We start from the raw sequence: 19,717 nt of genomic DNA, 5'->3' as shown, positions 1-19,717 counted from the left end.
CTTAAATAATAGTTAAACCCCCGTTAAACGATTCGATATTCCTTAGTTAAGTACCACACGCTATGTTGGAACTAGTCATATTTAAGGAGGAATTCGAATGCGTAAGATTATTGTGCTCGCAATAGGTATGTTTGCGCTCGGCATGGATGCGTATATTATTGCAGGTTTAATACCAAGCATGAGTCAATCGTTTCAGGTGAATGAAAGTTTAATCGGGCAGGGTGTTACCATATTCACGTTGTGTTTTGCGTGTTCGGCGCCATTAAGCGCGGCAATATTTAGTAAATTGAGTCATAAGACGTTACTCATGATTGCTTTAATTACGTTCATCATAGCAAATATTTCGACAAGTTTTTCAAATTTAATTTGGGTTTACGTATTAAGTCGTGGCTTGGCAGGTATAGGTGCAGGTATGTACGTACCTGAAGCGATTCACACTGGAAGTCAGTTCGCTCAGGCTAAGCATAAAGGTAAAGTTGTCGCGACATTAATCGGTGGCATGAGTGTCGGAACGGTGCTCGGTGTTCCATTTGGTATGATGATCGCGGATGTCTTTAATTGGCGCATCGCTTTCATGATAATAACATTTATTGCTTTAGTAAGTTTAGTTTGTATCAGTTTCTTTCCTAAGCTTGAGGGTCATGCGCAGACTTCGATACTCGACCATTTAAATGTCTTAAAATCATCGTCCGTCCTATGTGTTCTAGCAGTCACGTTAACGATGGGTATGGCGAGTCTCGGGTTATACACGTACTCAGCCTCAATACCTCAATCTTACTCGATGCAAGGTCACATGAAGCTACTCTTGATGGTATGGGGACTCGGTGGTCTTATAGGTAGCTTTGGGATAGGTTACTTAATCGATCGTTCATCCCGTGTGAAAAGACTTCAAGTATTCGTAATTGGTATATTATTTATTTCCATAGCATTGTTAATCGTCGTACCACTGTGGCCATATATCGCATATGTAAGTTTCTTTTTATGGGGATTAGCAGGTTGGGCATCTCAAGCCCCGCCACAAAGCATCATCTTGAAAATGCCTATCAAGCATCACAAGACTGCTATCGCATTGAACAATTCAATGAATTATTTAGGGAGTGCTTTAGGAGCTTTATTAGGAGGTGTTATGCTCTACTTCATCCATCAAGCTGCTTATTTACCGATTTATGCATTATGCATACTATTATTTACGATAACCATGCAAATATACCTTTCTCGAAAGGCTTAATTTAATATTTATGCATATTAAATGAATGTAAGCAATGATCTCTTGATCGAGGTCATTGCCTATTTTAGTCTTTTAGCGCGGTAATAAGTTAGTGAAAACACGTAAAACTAAAAGGTTTTATCATTTCTAAATTAAAATGATTGATTTATTAAAAGGGCTTTTCAAGTGATGTAAAATGTGTAATAATTATGAGGAATGTATAAATATAAAAACACTAGATGAGTGACTAACTCAAATATTTAAGAGAATTGAGGTGGAATGATGACAACTTATACACAAAAAGAGAAAAATAAGGGACGTCTCAAGTTTATATTAATGTCTTTGATTGGTATTATCCTATTCTTAGTGCCAGTACCTACGACGAATGATGAAGGTAAAACTGAAACGACTTTACCTGTTGCCTTCTTAGCAGGAAAGTTAAAGGATTTATTAGGGGACGCGATGCCTATCTTGATCGTAGCGATTATCACGATTTCAGGTATCTTATCAATACTTTTCTCAACGGTATTGAAGCACAAAGTGAAACCAGATAGCTTAATCGAAAGTACATTTAAATTACATCCAGGGTGGTTAATTATCCGAATTCTTGCGGTTGTATTCGCATGGATGACGTATCTGAAAGTCGGATCTAAAATGGTGTATTCAGGAGATACAGGTGCGCTTGTGTTTAACGATTTATTACCGACACTTGTCGCAGTATTCTTCTTTGCTGCCCTGTTTCTACCATTATTAATGGAATACGGATTACTTGAACTATTAGGACCAATATTTAGACCAATCATGAGACCGTTGTTTACGTTACCAGGACGTTCAACTGTAGATAATTTAGCTTCGTTTATCGGTGATGGTACGGTAGGGGTTATCATCACAAGTAAACAATATGAACAAGGTTTCTACACAAGACGTGAAGCGACGGTTATCGCAACAACATTCAGTGTTGTATCGTTAACGTTCGCGATTGTAATCGCAGATACGGTAGGTTTAATGGATAAATTCTTTTTATTCTACTTAACTGTAATCGCATCTTGTTTAGTTGCAGCGTTCATTATGCCGAGAATTTGGCCTTTAAACAAAGTGTCGGATACGTATGTTACAGGTGAAAAGAATACTTCTAATCAAGAACGATTACCTAAAGGGATGTCGCCGATACGTTATGGATATGAACAAGCTGTTGAACAAGGTATCAAGGCACCTGATTTAAAATCATTCTTTATTTCAGGGTTCAAAACTGTAATCGATATGTGGTTCGTTATTTTACCAGTCGTGATGGCTATCGGAACGCTTGCTACAATTATTTCAACGTACACGCCGGTGTTCCAAATTGTAGGTATGCCTTTCATACCAATCTTAGACTTACTTCAAGTGCCTGAAGCGAAAGATGCTTCTGAAGCAATGATTATTGGATTTGCGGATATGTTCCTACCTTCAATTCTCATCCAAGATGTATCAAGTGATTTAACACGCTTTGTAATCGGCGCATTAAGTGTCAGCCAGTTGATTTACTTATCTGAAGTTGGTGGCGTTATTTTAGGTTCGAAGATACCAGTAAGTATTGGTAAATTATTTGTGATTTTCTTAATTCGTACAATTATTACATTACCGATTATTGTACTCATTGCGCATTTAATTTTTTAATATAATAAGTAATGTTTTATATTTAAACTTGATATTCTGATTTAATTCCTTGAAAATAATAGTAAGGTTGATATCTCTTTTAAATATAAGTCGTAGTCTAAGTGTTTAAGAAATTGAATACAATTTCTTATAATAGCATGCTTTCCTGGGGCGTGGCCGGAGCCTGTAGTCTCCGGACTCACGCTACTCCCCTAGGAGTCAGCTGTTAAGAAATTGTATTAAACGCGTATGATTACTTATATAAAAGCTAAAGTTATTGACCTGGAACGATTGTGTTCTGGGTCTTTATTTTAGGTCTTTTCAAAGGGATAAGTTATAAACTGAATTATTTCAATATTTTGACAAAGGGGTAAATGTAATGACGAAACAAATTGAAATCATTGGTGCACCATCGACATTTGGTCAGAAGAAATTAGGGGTGAACTTTGGACCGGATGCGATACGATATGCAGGTTTGATACCGCGTTTAAAGCGTATCGGACTTGATGTTGTCGATAAAGGTAATATTGAAATGCCATTTCTTGATTTAGACAAGTTTCATTCTCAACAAGAAGGGCTTCAAAACTATGAAGAAATTCTGTCAGTATCGAATGCGCTCGCGACATCCGTTTCTGAAACAATTAAAAATGATAAGTTTCCACTCATTCTCGGTGGAGACCATTCGATCGCAATCGGCTCTATTTCAGGCGTTGCGGAACATTATTCAAATTTAGGCATCATTTGGTATGATGCGCACGGTGATTTAAACGTACCTGAAGATTCTCCGAGTGGTAATGTGCACGGTATGCCTTTACGTATGTTGCTAGGTGAAGGTGATGAAGGGCTTGCGAATGTGAATTTCAATGGTGCGAAAGTGAAGCCTGAGAACATTGTGTTAATTGGTATGCGTGACCTTGATTATGGTGAGCGACAATATATTAAGAAACACAATGTTCGCACGTACACGATGAAAGATATCGATAAGATGGGTATCAAAGCTGTGATTGAAGAAAGTGTTTCTTATTTAAAAGACAAAACAGATGGCATTCACTTATCTTTAGACGTGGATGCGCTAGATCCAGTTGAAACACCTGGTACAGGTACTAAAGTTCCTGGCGGTATTACATATCGCGAAAGTCACTATGCATTAGAGTTATTACATGAAGCAGACGTAATTACTTCAATGGATTTAGTAGAAGTAAATCCGCTTATTGATTATGAGAACCGAACGGCTGAACAAGCAGTGTTGCTTTTAGGGTCATTCTTTGGTGAAACTTTACTGTAAAATATCAATATTTCTTAAAAAATATATAATGTGCTAACGCTTGGTATATATGAAGTCTATCTCTTTATGAGGTAGACTTTTTGTATTTTGAAAAATTTAGTTAAAGACAAATTTGGTATTAGTAAATTATAATAAAATCCTAACCTAATTTATTGCTTTATCTAAAAGTTTAAGACTAGTATAATTCTAAATATTCAAACAAATAAAAACAGCGATGATTGAATCTTTTAAATAAGTGTATAGTAATAATAAATCTATTTGGGTCAGGGGAGATAGAATGAAAAAAAGTAAGAAGAACCGTGTTTTACCTAAGAAAGTTAACCATTACTCTATACGTAAGTTCTCTATGGGAACTGCGTCAATTATGCTAGGGGCTACATTACTATTTAGTATTGATAAGCAAGCAGAAGCAGCAGAAAGTCCTTTAACGTCGCAAGGGGAAAATAAAGCTGATGTAGGAGATGGCGATAAACCTCCAGAAACAAGTACTGAAACACCAGTTGTCGCACCTACTGAAGCACCAGTTGAAACAGTTATTCAGAATAATGACAATCCAAATATCGAACTTGAAGGTGTGACAATCGAGACACCTGATAAAGCAGTAGAATCAGCTGAAGCCGATACGACTACAGATGCGACGGCAACCGAAACTACAACTGCCGAGGAAACAGTTGCGGCTGATGAAACAACGCCACCAAGTTCTACTGAACCTGAAACAGAAATTGTAAGTGATGAACCATCTCAAACTGAAGAAATTACACAACCTACTGAAACAACATCTAGTGATAGCACTTCTGAGACATCTACAGAGTCTGAAGCTAAAGCTAGTGAACCTTCTACAACTGAAAATGAAATTACACCACCAACTACTGATGATCAATCTACAACTTCTCAAAATACTACTAATCAAGACGACACTACTTCAACTGAAACTGAATCTAAAGACGTTTCAATAGAACCAGAACCTACGATTATAAGCGAAGAACCTTCAAGCACTGAAGAAATCACACAACCAGCACAAACTGAAGAAACATCGACAACTGATGCGACTAATGAAGCATCTAAAGAATCAACGACTGAAACTAGCGATGAAGCGACAAGTCCATCATCAACTGAAACTGAATCACAAGAATCAAATACCGTAAGTGTAACTGAAGCATCTGAAAAACCTCAATCTGAAACAGATTCTAAAGTTGAAGAGACACCTCAAGCGCAATTAGTGAGTGAGTCACCTGAAACAACTGAAGCGTCTCAAGCTACAAACGAAGCAGATACAGCGCAATCAGAAACATCTGATAAGACTAATGAAGCTCAAACGGCTGATTCAACGTCTACTGAACCAACACAAGAAAGTACAACTGAAGCATCAACTACTTCAGATAAGACTGAAGCGACAACGTTTACTGAATCGCCTCGTGATACTGAGGATACTTCAGAAGTAGTAGTGACTGAAGCGATGACTACAGATTCTAAACAAAGTGAACAAACTCAAAATTCAGAAAATGCAGACACTTCTTCAACTAACGAAACTGAATATCAAGTTGAAGAGACACCTCAAGCACAACTTGTAAGTGAGGAACCAGAAACTAGTCAAGCATCTAGTGAAGACGTTAAGGCGCAATCAGAAGCTACGAACGTAACTACTGATGAGAAAGCTTCAACAGATTCAATGGTTTCTGAAACGTCACAAACGACGGGTGAAAAAATAGAAACGACTTCTAAGGAATCAGCAGATGCCTCTACCCAGTCTGAAGATACAACACAAGTAGAAGAGACAACGTCAACTGAATCTCTTGCATCAACTACTGAAACGTCTCAATCAGAAGATACGTCTCAAGTTGAAGATAAAGCGTCTACTGAAACAACGACTTCAGAAACAAGTACCGACACGCAAGCTTCAACTGAAGACCAAACAGCTTCAAGTGAAAAAACTGAAACAACTGAAACGCCAACGTCTAACGATAGTGCTTTTCAAGAGGAAGCAACGACAACACCATCTACTGAAGACGTGACGGAATCGAGCGCAATTACTTCAGAATCAGCACCTCAGACTGAAGAAACGTCAGTTAATACGGATGCTGTAGCTTCAAATGAAGAATCACAAACAGAAGCGGCGCCTGTTGTTGAATCAATGAACACTGTTAAAGAAGCGGATGCGACAAGCGAAGCGAGCACTTCAGATAACACGGTAGATCCAGCTACAGTTGATGCGAACAAGGCTGACCTTACTGAAGCATTGGAAACGTCAGATTCTAAGACAGAAGCGGTAAATGACTATTTAACATCTAATTTAAATGAAGCTGAAGCGGCTGAAGTTCAATCGAACATCGACCCATCAGTTGACCTAAACACTGCTTCAACTGAAGAAATTCAAGCTGCCGTTGATCAAGCGGTATTAAAAACAGTAGCGGATGATATTGAATCAAATCAATTACCGAAAACGACAGTACGCTCAATGTCGACAATGACATACGCAGGTGTTGCGGCAGTTGATGCGAATACAACGACTACAACAGCTGACTTACCATACTCAGAGAACTATACGTTCCAAACAATTATGTTTGACCCGCAACCATTAACGAGTGATCAAGTTTTAAAGGGTAATACCATTCCATTTGAAATTCACGACTACATGACAGGTTCTAACTCAGGTGACCGTTATAAAGTCGATTTACAATTAGACCCTGTTATTGCGGATCACGTTACGCGCATTACTGTTAACTCTGCTAACCAGAATAAACAACGTGAATTCACACGTCTTAAAGATGCTGATGGTAATTTAACGGATACGTGGGAAGTTAACTTTATCCGTGCGAATAACGGTTTATTTGGTGGCGCTGAAATTCTGAAACCTTATACGGCAACAGGCGGTAAAATTTATTTAGACGACACGGTCGGCAATATCGTGAATAGTACGGATGTAACGTTAGATAAATTAGATTACAGAATTTATGTACGTGACTCTGAAACTAATACGATTATTAAGACGGCTGATACGTCAGGTTACTTTGTAACAAAAGACAATTACGTTGCGAACTTACCGACGTCTACAAGTACGACACTTAATAATCAATTTAAAGCAAGTAACGGTAGTGTTAAATATGAAGATACAATTGGTAACAATGGTGGCTTTATCGTTGACCAAACAATCATGAAAAATGGTATCTTCGACTATAACGTATCAGCGAATACAGGTACTGGTACGAAGCAATTCTCTTATAACTACATGATTGACCCAGATTTAATTCCTTATATCGACCATGTAAAGTTACACAGACTGGATTTCCAAGGTGTAACAGGCTTTGACCAGAATTATTACCCAGCGAATAAAGTTGCTGACTTAAAACTTAATGCGGATGGAACAGGTTCGATTACAGATGCTGATATGAATAAATTAATCGAGTTTAATAACTCTACACCAGAGTCTGTAGGTATTCGTATGGTTGTTGTATTAAATCAAGACATCAACAACATTTTAACGAAGGATGGCCAATACGATGAAAATGGTAACTTGATTATTGGTACGTCTGATATTAAAGAAGATTTCAACTTCAGTGGTTATTTAGCAGACAAAAATGGCGGCGTTATTAACAATACGTACGGTAACTCAACGTTATTCTTACAAGATGCTGACCAAGATGGTCTGTTAGATTCGTACGAAAAACAAGTAACTCATACTAATCCAAGTGTGACGGATACGGATAATGATGGTAAAAACGATGGCGATGAAGTTAAAAATTATCAAACATCACCATTAGTTGGTATTCCTGAAGTACCGAACATGGCGGTTGGTGACACGGTAGTTAAAGGTACTGTTCCGTTAGCACCTAACCTTAACGAGACGCAAACGGTTAACATTGTTGATCAAAATCAAAAGGTCATCGGTACATCTACAGTGAATGCGGACGGAACTTTCAATGTTACAATCCCGTCATCACCAGAAGGTCAATATCACGTTCAAATTGTGTCTCCAAGCTATGTGAATCCTGAAGTTAACACGTTTGAAATCATTAATTATGAAACGGCATTACAAACTGAAATTAGTCCTGTAAATGACCAAGACACAACAATTACTGTTGAAGGTCACCCAGGTTCAACAGTCACTGTTAAGGCAAGTGATGGCTCAATTATTGGAACAACAGTAATTCCTGAAGATGGTACATCAGGTGTTGTTCAGTTAAATGAACCTTTAGCTGCTGGTACTGTGATTACGTCTACAGCGACTTTAGATAATCATACAGGTCAACCTTCAAATCCTGTAACAGTTTCAGATGTAACAGCACCAAGTGCGCCTGTTATTAATCCTGTAACAAGTGAAGATACGTCAGTAACAGGTATGGCTGAACCAAATAGTACTGTCACAATTACGTACCCTGATGGTTCAATTACGACTGTTTCAACTGATGAAAATGGTAATTACACAAGTGAAATTCCTGATTCAGTTAACCTTCAGGGTGGCGAAACGATTTCTGCAACGTCTACTGACCAAGCAGGTAATGAATCAGAAGAAACGGCTACGACTGTTACTGATACAACAATGCCTGAAGCACCAACTGTAGGTCCTGTAACAAGTGAAGATGCCACAATTATTGGTACAAGTGAACCAGGTTCAACAGTTACGGTAACGTTCCCAGATGGTTCAACTTCAACGGCAGTGTCTGATGCAGATGGTAACTATGTGGTTGCGATTCCTGAAAGCCAAGACTTAATCGGTGGCGAGAATATTTCTGTAAAAGCCACAGATGAAGCAGGTAATGTTTCAGGTGAAGCTTCTACAACAGTTCAAGATACTTCTGCACCAAAAGCCCCAGTAGTGAACCAAGTGACAAGTGATGATACAGCGATTACTGGTCAAGCAGAACCAGGATCAACTGTCATTGTAAACTTCCCAGATGGTTCAACATCTACTGATGTCGCAGATAATGAAGGTAACTATAGTATTGAAATTCCAGCTGATATCGATTTAACAGGCGGTGAAACATTACCGATTACAGCTACTGACCAAGCTGGCAATACGTCACCATCAACATCAACGACTGTATCGGATGTAACAGCTCCAGATGCACCGGTTGTTGACCCTGTAACAAGTGAAGATACAACAATCACAGGCCAAGCAGAACCAGGATCAACTGTAACGGTAACGTTCCCAGATGGATCAACGTCTACTGGCTTAACAGATGAATCAGGACACTATGTAATTGCGATACCTGACTCACAGGACTTTTCAGGGGGAGAAACAATAAATGTTATCTCAACTGACGAAGCTGGTAATGACTCAGCTCAATCAACTGCTCAAGTAACAGATGTAACGGCACCAGATACACCAGTCGTCAATCCTGTAACGAGTGAAGATACGACTATTACAGGACAAGCAGAACCAGGATCAACTGTAACTGTGACGTTCCCTAACGGTACGACGTCTACAGCTACGACGACAGAAGATGGTTCATACACAGTCGTGATTCCAGAAGGTGTTGATTTACAAGGTAACGAAGTGCTTCCGGTTACAAGCACGGACAAAGCAGGTAATGAATCAGGCGTTGTGACGACTACAGTTTCTGATGCGACGAATCCTGACACACCAACTGTGAACCCAATCTCAAGTGAAGATACAACGTTAACAGGTACTGCAGAACCTAATAGTACAGTATCTGTGACGTTCCCAGATGGTAGTATCAGCACAGTTGTAACAGATGAATCCGGTCATTATGAAGTTGCGATTCCAGAGTCACAAGATTTAGTAGGTGGCGAAAGCTTAGTCGTGACGTCTACGGATGAAGCGGGTAATACTTCTAATGAAGCGAGTGTAACAGTTTCAGATGTAACACCTCCTGAAGCGCCAGTAGTAGACGCAGTAGATAGTAATGACATTGTGATTACTGGTCAAGCTGAGCCAGGAAGTACAGTTACGGTTACATTCCCTGATGGCGTGACTGGTACGGGTATTGCAGATGAGACAGGACAATATATTATTGAAGTACCAGATACAGTCGATTTAACTGGTGGTGAAGTGTTACCAGTAAGTGCTACAGATAAAGCTGGTAATGAATCAGGTGTTACGACAACGACTGTTTCAGACGTTACAGCACCAAGCGTACCTTCAATTCAACCTGTAACAAGTGATGATACGTTCATTACTGGTAATGCGGAACCAGGTTCGAGTGTAACGGTAACGTTCCCAGATGGCAGCGTATCAACTGGATTAACAGATGCTGAAGGTAATTACACAATTGCGATTCCTGAGAATATCGACCTAGTGGGTGGCGAAACACTTCCAGTAATGGCTACTGACGCATCAGGTAATGCATCAAGTGAAGCTACTACAACTGTTCAAGATACGACACCTCCTGAAGCGCCAGTAGTGAACCCTATCTCAAGTGAAGATACGGTACTTACAGGTATTGCGGAACCGGGTGCTACAGTTACAGTTACATTTGAAGATGGTACAACGGGATCAACAATAGCGGACGCTGAAGGTAATTATACAATCGTCGTTCCAAACACAGTTGATTTAATCGGTGGCGAAGTGTTACCTGTAACAGCTACAGATGGACAAGGTAATCAATCTCAAACATCAGAAGTTATCGTAACGGATATGACGGCACCTACAACACCAACTGTATTCCCAATTACAAGTGAGGATTCAGAAATTATTGGTACAGGTGAACCTGGATCAACAGTTACGATTACGTTCCCAGATGGTTCATCGTCAACTACGACAGTGAATGAAGATGGTTCTTATACAATGCCTATCCCAGAAACAATTGACTTAGTTGGAGACGAAGTACTTGTAGTTACGTCTACAGATGAAGCGGGCAATGCGTCAGGTGACGTTACAACTACTGTTACAGACGCGACAACACCAGAGACACCTGTTGTGAACCCTGTAACAAGTGAAGATACGAATATTACAGGTATTGCAGAGCCAGGTTCCACCGTTACAGTATCATTCCCAGACGGTACAACTGGAACTGGGGTAGCGAATGACGAAGGTCAATTTGTGATTAGTATTCCAGAAAGTGTTGATTTAACAGGTGGCGAAGTTTTACCGGTAACTGCGACAGATAAAGCAGGTAATGAATCAGGTGAAGCAACAACTACGGTTGAAGATACGTCAGCACCTAATGCACCAACAATTAATCCTGTTACAAGTGAAGATGGATATATTACAGGTGTTGCAGAAGCTGGTAGTACGGTTACAGTGACATTCCCAGATGGCAGTATTTCGACTGCTATAGTAGATGCGAACGGTGATTATACGATTGTGATTCCAGAAGGTGTAGATTTAACAGGCGGCGAAGTGCTTCCAATTACAGCTACGGATCAAAATAATAATCAATCTGAAGCGTCATCTACGACAGTAGAAGATGTAACAGCGCCAGACGCACCGGTCGTTAACCCAGTTACAAGCGAGGATGTTGTTGTAACAGGTCAAGCAGAGCCAGGTTCAACTGTTACAGTTGAATTCCCTAACGGCATTACGTCTACAGCGACTGCAGATGAGAACGGTCATTATGTTGTAGATATTCCTGAGCAATTGGATTTAATCGGAGGCGAGACTTTAAATGTAACAGCTTCTGATTCGAATGGTAATACGTCTGAACAAGCATCAACAGATGTGGCAGACCAAACACCACCATTAGCACCTACAGTAAATCCTGTTACGAGCGAGGATACGCAAATATCAGGAACTGCAGAACCGAATACGACAGTTACAATTGCTTTTCCTAATGGAACTACGAGCACTGTGACTGCTGATGACAATGGTGATTACGTATTAGACATCCCTGAAAACATCGACTTAACAGGTGATGAAACATTAACTGTAACTGCGACGGATGCATCTGATAATACGTCAACGGAAACTACAACTACTGTAACGGATTCAACAGCGCCAAACGTGCCAACTGTAAATCCTGTCACAAGTGAAGATACGCAAATCACAGGTACAGCGGAACCAGGAAGTACTGTAACGGTAACGTTCCCAGATGGATCAACAACGACAGGTACGGTTGATGAAAATGGTAACTACGTTGTAGATATCCCATCAAATGTGGACTTAACAGGTGGTGAAACACTACCAATCACATCCACAGATAACGATGGCAACACATCTGAACAAGCGACAACAACAGTTTCAGATGCGACGGCACCAGATGCACCGACTGTAAATCCTGTCACAAGTGAAGATACGACAATCACTGGTCAAGCAGAACCAGGAAGTACAGTAACGGTTACATTCCCAGATGGTTCTACTTCAACTGGCGTTGCGGATGAAAACGGTAATTATGTTGTTGCAATTCCAACTGACCAAGACTTAACAGGCAATGAACCAGTTGTCGTAACGACTGAAGATAAAGCTGGTAATACGTCAGCGCAAGCAACAACTACTGTACAAGATGTTACACCACCAGTCGCACCTACAATTAATCCTGTAACAAGCGAAGATACTACGATTACAGGTACAGCGGAACCAGGAAGTACGGTAACCGTAATGTTTGAAGACGGTACGACAGGTTCAGCAATTACAGATGCTGAAGGTAACTACACGATTACAATTCCTGAAGGTGTAGATCTTGTAGGTGGCGAAGTGTTACCAATCATTGCGACAGATGACTCAGGTAATGCTTCAAATGAAACGACAACGACTGTTACGGATACAACAGCGCCAGTTACACCTACAATTAACCCTGTATCAAGTGATGATACAACAATTACAGGTCAAGCCGAGCCAGGAAGCACGGTGACGGTTACATTCCCAGACGGTACAACGTCAACAGGTATCACGGATGAAAACGGTGCCTATGTAATTGTGATTCCAGAAGGTGTAGATTTAACAGGCGGTGAAACGTTACCAATTGTTTCTACAGACGATTCAGGTAACGCTTCTCAAGAAGCTAGTACGACAGTAGTTGACACGACAGCACCTGAAACACCATCAATTAATCCTGTAACGAGTGAGGATGCTACGATTACAGGTACAGCGGAACCAGGAAGTACGGTAACCGTAACGTTCCCAGATGGTACGACATCAACTGCGACTACAGATGAAAGTGGCCAATATGTCATTCACATTCCATCTAGTGTTGATTTAGTAGGCGGTGAAACATTACCAATAACAACAACAGATAAAGATGGTAATGAATCAGGTGAAGCAGTGACAACGGTAGAGGATACAACACCACCATTAGCGCCTGTTGTTAATCCAGTAACAAGCGAAGATTCAACTGTGACTGGAACGGCTGAGCCAGGTTCAACAGTGACGGTGACATTCCCTGATGGCAGCGTATCTACTGGATTAGCTGACCCTGAAGGTAATTATACGATTGCCATTCCTGAAAATGTGGAACTTGTAGGCGGCGAAAATATTGTTGTGAATGCTACGGATGAAACAGGTAATGCTTCAACTGAATCATCGACAACTGTAGAAGATGTAACACCTCCAAGTGCACCAACAATCAATCCAGTAACAAGTGAAGATGCTACGATTACAGGTCAAGCAGAGCCAGGTTCAACAGTGACAGTAACATTCCCAGATGGTACGACTTCTACAACGATTGCAGACGAGAATGGTAATTATGTTATTGACATTCCAACAACTGTTGATTTTGAAGGCGGCGAAACAATCCCAGTTACGGCTACAGATGAGGCTGGTAATCAATCTACTGAAATGACGACTACGGTTACAGATACTACGGCGCCTTCTGTACCGACTGTAAATCCTGTAACGAGTGAAGATACTCAAGTTACAGGTACAGCAGAGCCAGGAAGCAATGTAACGGTAACGTTCCCAGATGGTACGACTTCAACAGGTATCACGGATGAAAACGGTAACTATGTTATAGAGATCCCATCAAATGTGGACTTAACAGGTGGCGAAACGTTACCAATTACGTCAACAGATAAAGATGGTAATGAATCCGAACAAGCGACAACAACGGTAACAGATACAACAGCACCAACAGTGCCGACTGTAAATCCTGTCACAAGTGAGGACACTACAGTAACAGGAACAGCAGAACCAGGAAGCACCGTAACGGTAACGTTCCCAGATGGATCAACATCGACTGGCGTAACTGATGAAAATGGTCATTACGTTGTAGCTATACCAAATGAAGTCGATCTAATCGGCAATGAAGTTTTAGTTGTAGATGTGACTGATCAATCAGGCAATGTTTCTGATGATGGGAGTGTTGAAGTTGAGGATACGACGCAACCAAGTGCGCCAATTATCAATCCGGTAACGAGTGAGGACACTACAGTAACAGGAACTGCAGAACCAGGATCAACGGTAACGGTGACATTCCCAGACGGTATGACGTCAACTGGTATAGCCGATGAAAATGGTAACTATGTAGTAGAAATCCCATCAAACGTAGACCTAACAGGTGGCGAAACGTTACCTATCACTGCTACAGATGAAGCTGGCAATGAATCCGAACAAGCGACAACAACAGTAACAGATATCTCAGCACCAACAGTACCGACTGTAAATCCTGTCACTAGTGAAGATACGCAAGTTACAGGTACTGCAGAACCAGGATCAACGGTAACTGTAACGTTCCCAGACGGCACGACTTCAACAGGTACAGCCGATGAAAATGGTAACTATGTAGTTGAAATTCCATCAAACGTAGACCTAACAGGTGGCGAGACATTACCAATCACATCAACAGATAAAGACGGTAATGAATCCGAACAAGCAACAACGACAGTAATGGATACAACAGCACCAACAGTACCAACTGTGAACCGAGTAACAAGCGAAGACACTCAAGTTACAGGTACTGCAGAACCAGGATCAACGGTAACTGTGACATTCCCAGATGGCACGACTTCTACAGGTACAGCTGATGAAAACGGTAACTACGTCGTAGACATTCCATCAAACGTAGACCTAACAGGTGGTGAGACATTACCAATCACATCAACAGATAAAGAAGGTAATGAATCCGAACAAGCAACAACGACAGTAACAGACACGACAGCACCAACAGTACCAACTGTGAACCCAGTAACGAGTGAGGATGCACAAGTTACAGGAACAGCAGAACCAGGATCAACAGTAACGGTAACATTCCCAGATGGTTCAACATCAACAGGCACGGCAGACGAAGATGGCAACTACGTAGTAGATATTCCATCAAACGTTGACTTAACGGGTGATGAAACATTAGTTGTACAGGCAACAGACAAAGACAATAACACGTCTAATGAAGCTACAATTAATGTTCAAGACACAACGGCACCAATAGTACCTACTATCAATGAAGTAACAAGTGACGACATTCAAATCACAGGAACAGCGGAACCAGGTTCAACAGTAACCGTTACATTCCCAGACGGTACAACATCAACAGCGATTACAGATGGAGAAGGTAACTACGTAGTAGACATTCCGTCAAATGTAGACCTTACAGGTGGCGAAATTTTACCAGTAACTGCTACAGATCAAACAGGAAACACGTCAGAAGAAGCTGCTACAACAGTTACGGACACTACAGCACCAAATGCACCAGTTGTTTATCCAGTAACAAGCGAAAGTACTGAGATTACAGGTGAAGCTGAACCGGGCTCAACAGTAACGGTAACGTTCCCAGACGGCAGTATTTCAACAGGAATTACGGACGAAGATGGCAATTACACAATTGCGATTCCTGAAACAATTGATTTAGTAGGCAACGAGCATTTAGAAGTTGTAGCAACAGATAAAGACGGTAATGCGTCAGAACAATCAAATGTTACAGTATCTGATACTACTGCTCCTGAAGCACCAATCGTTGACCCAGTTACAAGTGATGCTACTGAAATTACAGGTACAGCCGAACCAGGAAGCACTGTAACAGTGACGTTCCCTGATGGTAGTACTTCTACAAGCATCGTTAATGAAGACGGTTCTTACGTAGTATCTATTCCTGAAGGTATTGACCTTATTGGCGGCGAAACGTTACCAGTCAAAGTTACTGACGCTTCAGGCAATGAGTCTAACGAAACAACGACAACAGTTACAGATACGACTAAGCCGAGCGTTCCTACAATTGACCCTATAACAAGTGAAGATACACAAATCACAGGTACAGCAGAACCGGGCTCAACCGTAACAGTGACATTCCCAGATGGCAGCATTGCTACAGGAGAGACTGATGAGACAGGACACTATGTCATCTCTATTCCACCAGCAAAAGACCTTGAAGGTGGAGAAGTGCTTCCGGTCATTTCAACTGATAAGAATGGTAATAGTTCAGATGAAGCCATTATTACAGTTACAGACCAAACAGAACCTAATGCACCTACAATTAACCCAGTAAATAGTGAAGATACTCAAATTACGGGTACAGCTGAACCAGGATCAACAGTTACGGTAACGTTCCCAGATGGCACAACAGGAACAGCTACTACGGACGACAATGGTAACTATGTCATTGAAATTCCACCAACTGTTGACTTAACAGGTGGTGAAACACTACCAGTTACAGCGACTGATACGTCTAACAATCAATCAGAAACAACAACTGTAACCGTTTCAGATAAAACGTCACCTGAGACGCCAACAGTTAATCCAATAACAAGTGAAGATTCACAAATTACAGGAACAGCTGAGCCAGGCTCAACAGTTACAGTGACATTCCCAGACGGCACTACAAGCACGACGACAACTGATGAGAATGGAAACTACGTCATTGAAATTCCTGAAGGCACTGACTTAGAAGGTAGCGAAACAATCAGCGTTACAGCAACAGATAAAGATGGTAATCAATCTGAAACAGCTACGACAACTGTAGTCGATAAGACAGCACCTGATGCACCAACAATTAATCCTGTAACAAGTGAAGATACTCAAGTTACAGGTACTGCAGAGCCAGGTACGACAGTGACGGTAGTGTTCCCAGATGGTACGACAGGTTCAACGACTACAGATGAGAACGGCAATTATGTTATTCCAATTCCTGAACATGTTGACCTAACTGGTGGCGAAACATTAGAAGTTTCAGTTACAGATAAAGGAAATAATCAATCAGACAATGCGACAACAACAGTTACCGATACAACAGCACCTTCAGTACCGACTGTGAATCCAGTAACGAGCGAAGATACAACTGTTGTAGGTACAGCAGAACCAGGTTCAACCGTAACAGTGACATTCCCGGATGGTAGCACGGTTACAACGACAGCAAATGAAGACGGTAATTATGAAGTTAAAATACCTGAAGATGTTGTGTTAATTGGAAATGAAATCATTCATGTTCACGCAACTGACCAAGACGGTAATGACTCTGAGGAAGCATCTACAACGGTTAAAGATGTTACACCTCCTGAAAAGCCAACTGTGAATCCGGTTAATGAATCAGATGCGGTTATTACAGGACATGCAGAACCAGGTTCAACAATTACGGTGGCTTTTCCAGATGAAACAACAAGCTCAACAACAGTGAACCAAGATGGTAGCTTTGAGGTTCAAGTACCACCACACATTGAACTTACTGGTGACGAAACATTAGTGGTAACAGCTACTGATCAAGCGCATAACACATCTGATAAAGCAGAGGTTACAGTAACAGACCTTACACAACCGGCAAGACCACATGTTGATGATGTATTTATCGGAGATGACACAATTTCTGGAACAGGCGAACCTAATACGACGATCAAAGTGAATTTACCTAACGGTGAAGAAGTAACGACAACAGTGGACCAAAACGGGGAATGGGTAGTTGAAGTGCCTCGTGATGTTAAGCTTGAAGGTCAAGATACTATCAAAGTAGTATCAATTGACACAGCGCACAATCCATCTAAGGCAGTCACATCAACAGTGACGGATCAAGAAGCGCAACCTGTCGTTAATCCACCTCAAGTAAACCCTATCGATGTTGAAAAAGGTGAAGTAACAGGTACAAGTGAACCAGGACAAGTTATCCGTATCACGTATCCTAATGTGACGACAACAACTACGAAAGCTGATGAAAATGGTCAATGGCACGCTCAAATTCCAGAGGATATGAACTTAGAACCAACTGATACAATCTTAGTAACAGCATCAAATGAAAGAGGTTCTACTTCTGATATGCATCAATCAAGCATTAAACAAGGTGAAGGACATCAAAGTACGGCACGTGAAACTGCGCAACAAACTGATAAAGGAAGCACGGCTTCTGAGAAAGCAAAAGAAGCATTAGAAGCACTACCTGAAACAGGTATTTCTAATCTGAATAGAGCAGGATTAATCGGCGGTACGATGATTGCAGCACTAGGATTCTTCATCCTAGCTTACAGACGTCGCAAAGACGAAGAAGAAACAGAAGAAGAAACAGAAGAAGAAAAATAAGTTAATAGAAAGTCTTAAACAAGGTTAGATTAAAGGCTAAATAACTTATTACTAAATAATTCCCTTAACAGCTGACTCCTAGGGGATGGGGCCCCGGCAAAGAAATTTGCGCAAGCAAATTTTCAAGCTAAGGAAGCCAGGGCTAGATCCTAAACGAGCAAAGAAGCATTAGCTTCTTTGTAAGTACAACTAGCGAATTTGAAATTCGAGTTGTACTTTACAGGAGAGCATGCTGTTTAAGGGAATTTTTTTAAGCATATATAAAATTTTGCATACTAAAAGCACACCTTATTTTCTTTAAATAGGGTGTGCTTTTTAGTCTAGAAATGGATTATATCTGAATGATTGAAAGCCTCTCGTAAACCCATCCACAATCTCATTTAAATGTGCGATACCATCAACTGAAATAATAAGTAAGCACATGAGCATCAATACTCTGTAAATATATTGCTTTTGCGAGAGTTTACGTTTTGCAACATATGTTTTTTCAAAAAGATACGTAAGAATTAATGATAAAACGATTACTGTCTCTAAAATATAGATATCGCCAAACTGGAAAAAGACTTCGCCATGATTAAATGGGAACGTACAAGTTCGAAAAAGCATAAGTATAACCACGCTTGCAAAAGTTACAGATACAATTCTGAGCCATGCAAATTTAGTCATGAATTATACTCCTTTTCTTAAATAAATCAAAATAAAGAGGAAGTTATGAGTGCTTCATACATCACAACCTTCCTCTTAGAATACGTACCTAGAACGGTACGGTTGGCTTACCACCAACCATTAGCGATACGGAATTGAACAGCAGCATCGATTGAACCATAGCGTTCTTCAGCGTAATTAATCATGCCTTTAGTTTGTTCTTCAACTGTTCCCGTACCCCAAGCTTCTTTAGTTTGACCTAAACCTTTGTAGCCTTGAGGACTTACTGCATTAGGGTCGCCTCCAGATTCTGGCAGTACAATGTTTTGCCACATTGCTTCTGTGCCGCCTGCTTTAATGAAGCGATCATGCACTGTACTAGTTTGATCTACACCTTGTTGTTGTGTAGTTGTGTTTGATTGCGTTTTAGCTGCTTCTAATTGGGTATTCGCTGTAACACCTGTTGCTAGAATTCCGATTGTTGCAGTTGTTGCAAATAATAACTTTTTCATAGTACTAAGTCCTCCTTGAAATTTTATATCTCTTTGTTCATTGAGGTCATATTTATGATGTTAATGATAACTATAACACCTGAAGAGTTTTCATAGGTTACACCAAGGTA

Annotated in this window: 6 protein-coding genes; 4 read left to right on the top strand and 2 right to left on the bottom strand. The window is 40.6% G+C overall.

The window, feature by feature from the left end:
- Positions 1–97: 97 nt before the first annotated feature.
- The 4 genes from A33S_RS0106780 (at position 98) to A33S_RS0106765 (ending at position 18,450) form a co-directional block, all read left to right on the top strand.
- A complete protein-coding gene (locus A33S_RS0106780) occupies positions 98–1,228 on the top strand; it encodes an MFS transporter (protein WP_017176661.1) in 1,131 nt (376 codons plus the stop codon).
- A 261-nt stretch (positions 1,229–1,489) separates the two neighbouring features.
- The gene (locus A33S_RS0106775; protein ID WP_009384694.1) at positions 1,490–2,863 is read left to right on the top strand and encodes a YjiH family protein; all 1,374 of its coding nucleotides are present in this window, start codon (positions 1,490–1,492) and stop codon (positions 2,861–2,863) included.
- A gap of 358 nt (positions 2,864–3,221) precedes the next feature.
- Positions 3,222–4,127 carry an arginase gene (rocF, locus tag A33S_RS0106770; protein ID WP_009384692.1) on the top strand — a complete coding sequence of 302 codons (906 nt, stop codon included), beginning with the start codon at positions 3,222–3,224 and terminating at the stop codon, positions 4,125–4,127.
- A 277-nt stretch (positions 4,128–4,404) separates the two neighbouring features.
- Positions 4,405–18,450: an Ig-like domain-containing protein gene (locus tag A33S_RS0106765; protein WP_017176660.1), complete on the top strand. Its 14,046-nt coding sequence runs from the start codon at positions 4,405–4,407 to the stop codon at positions 18,448–18,450.
- A 315-nt stretch (positions 18,451–18,765) separates the two neighbouring features.
- Here the strand turns inward: A33S_RS0106765 and A33S_RS0106760 are convergent, their stop codons facing one another.
- The gene (locus A33S_RS0106760; protein ID WP_009384112.1) at positions 18,766–19,116 is read right to left on the bottom strand and encodes a hypothetical protein; all 351 of its coding nucleotides are present in this window, start codon (positions 19,114–19,116) and stop codon (positions 18,766–18,768) included.
- Between the two features lie 107 nt (positions 19,117–19,223).
- Entirely contained in the window at positions 19,224–19,607 is a 384-nt protein-coding gene (locus A33S_RS0106755; protein WP_009384111.1) for an aggregation-promoting factor C-terminal-like domain-containing protein, read from the bottom strand.
- Positions 19,608–19,717: the final 110 nt, after the last annotated feature.

Source organism: Staphylococcus massiliensis CCUG 55927, from assembly GCF_000298075.1.
Taxonomy (GTDB): Bacteria; Bacillota; Bacilli; order Staphylococcales; family Staphylococcaceae; genus Staphylococcus; species Staphylococcus massiliensis.
The sequence above is the reverse complement of the archived record's forward strand: the minus strand, read 5'-3'. Positions and strand labels throughout refer to the sequence as shown.

What these genes read in the sequence shown, in the direction of transcription:
- A33S_RS0106780 (WP_017176661.1), top strand. Translation starts at nt 98, where the DNA reads ATGCGTAAGATTATTGTGCTCGCAATAGGTATGTTTGCGCTCGGCATG.
- A33S_RS0106775 (WP_009384694.1), top strand. Translation starts at nt 1,490, where the DNA reads ATGACAACTTATACACAAAAAGAGAAAAATAAGGGACGTCTCAAGTTT.
- rocF (WP_009384692.1), top strand. Translation starts at nt 3,222, where the DNA reads ATGACGAAACAAATTGAAATCATTGGTGCACCATCGACATTTGGTCAG.
- A33S_RS0106765 (WP_017176660.1), top strand. Translation starts at nt 4,405, where the DNA reads ATGAAAAAAAGTAAGAAGAACCGTGTTTTACCTAAGAAAGTTAACCAT.
- A33S_RS0106760 (WP_009384112.1), bottom strand. Translation starts at nt 19,116, where the DNA reads ATGACTAAATTTGCATGGCTCAGAATTGTATCTGTAACTTTTGCAAGC.
- A33S_RS0106755 (WP_009384111.1), bottom strand. Translation starts at nt 19,607, where the DNA reads ATGAAAAAGTTATTATTTGCAACAACTGCAACAATCGGAATTCTAGCA.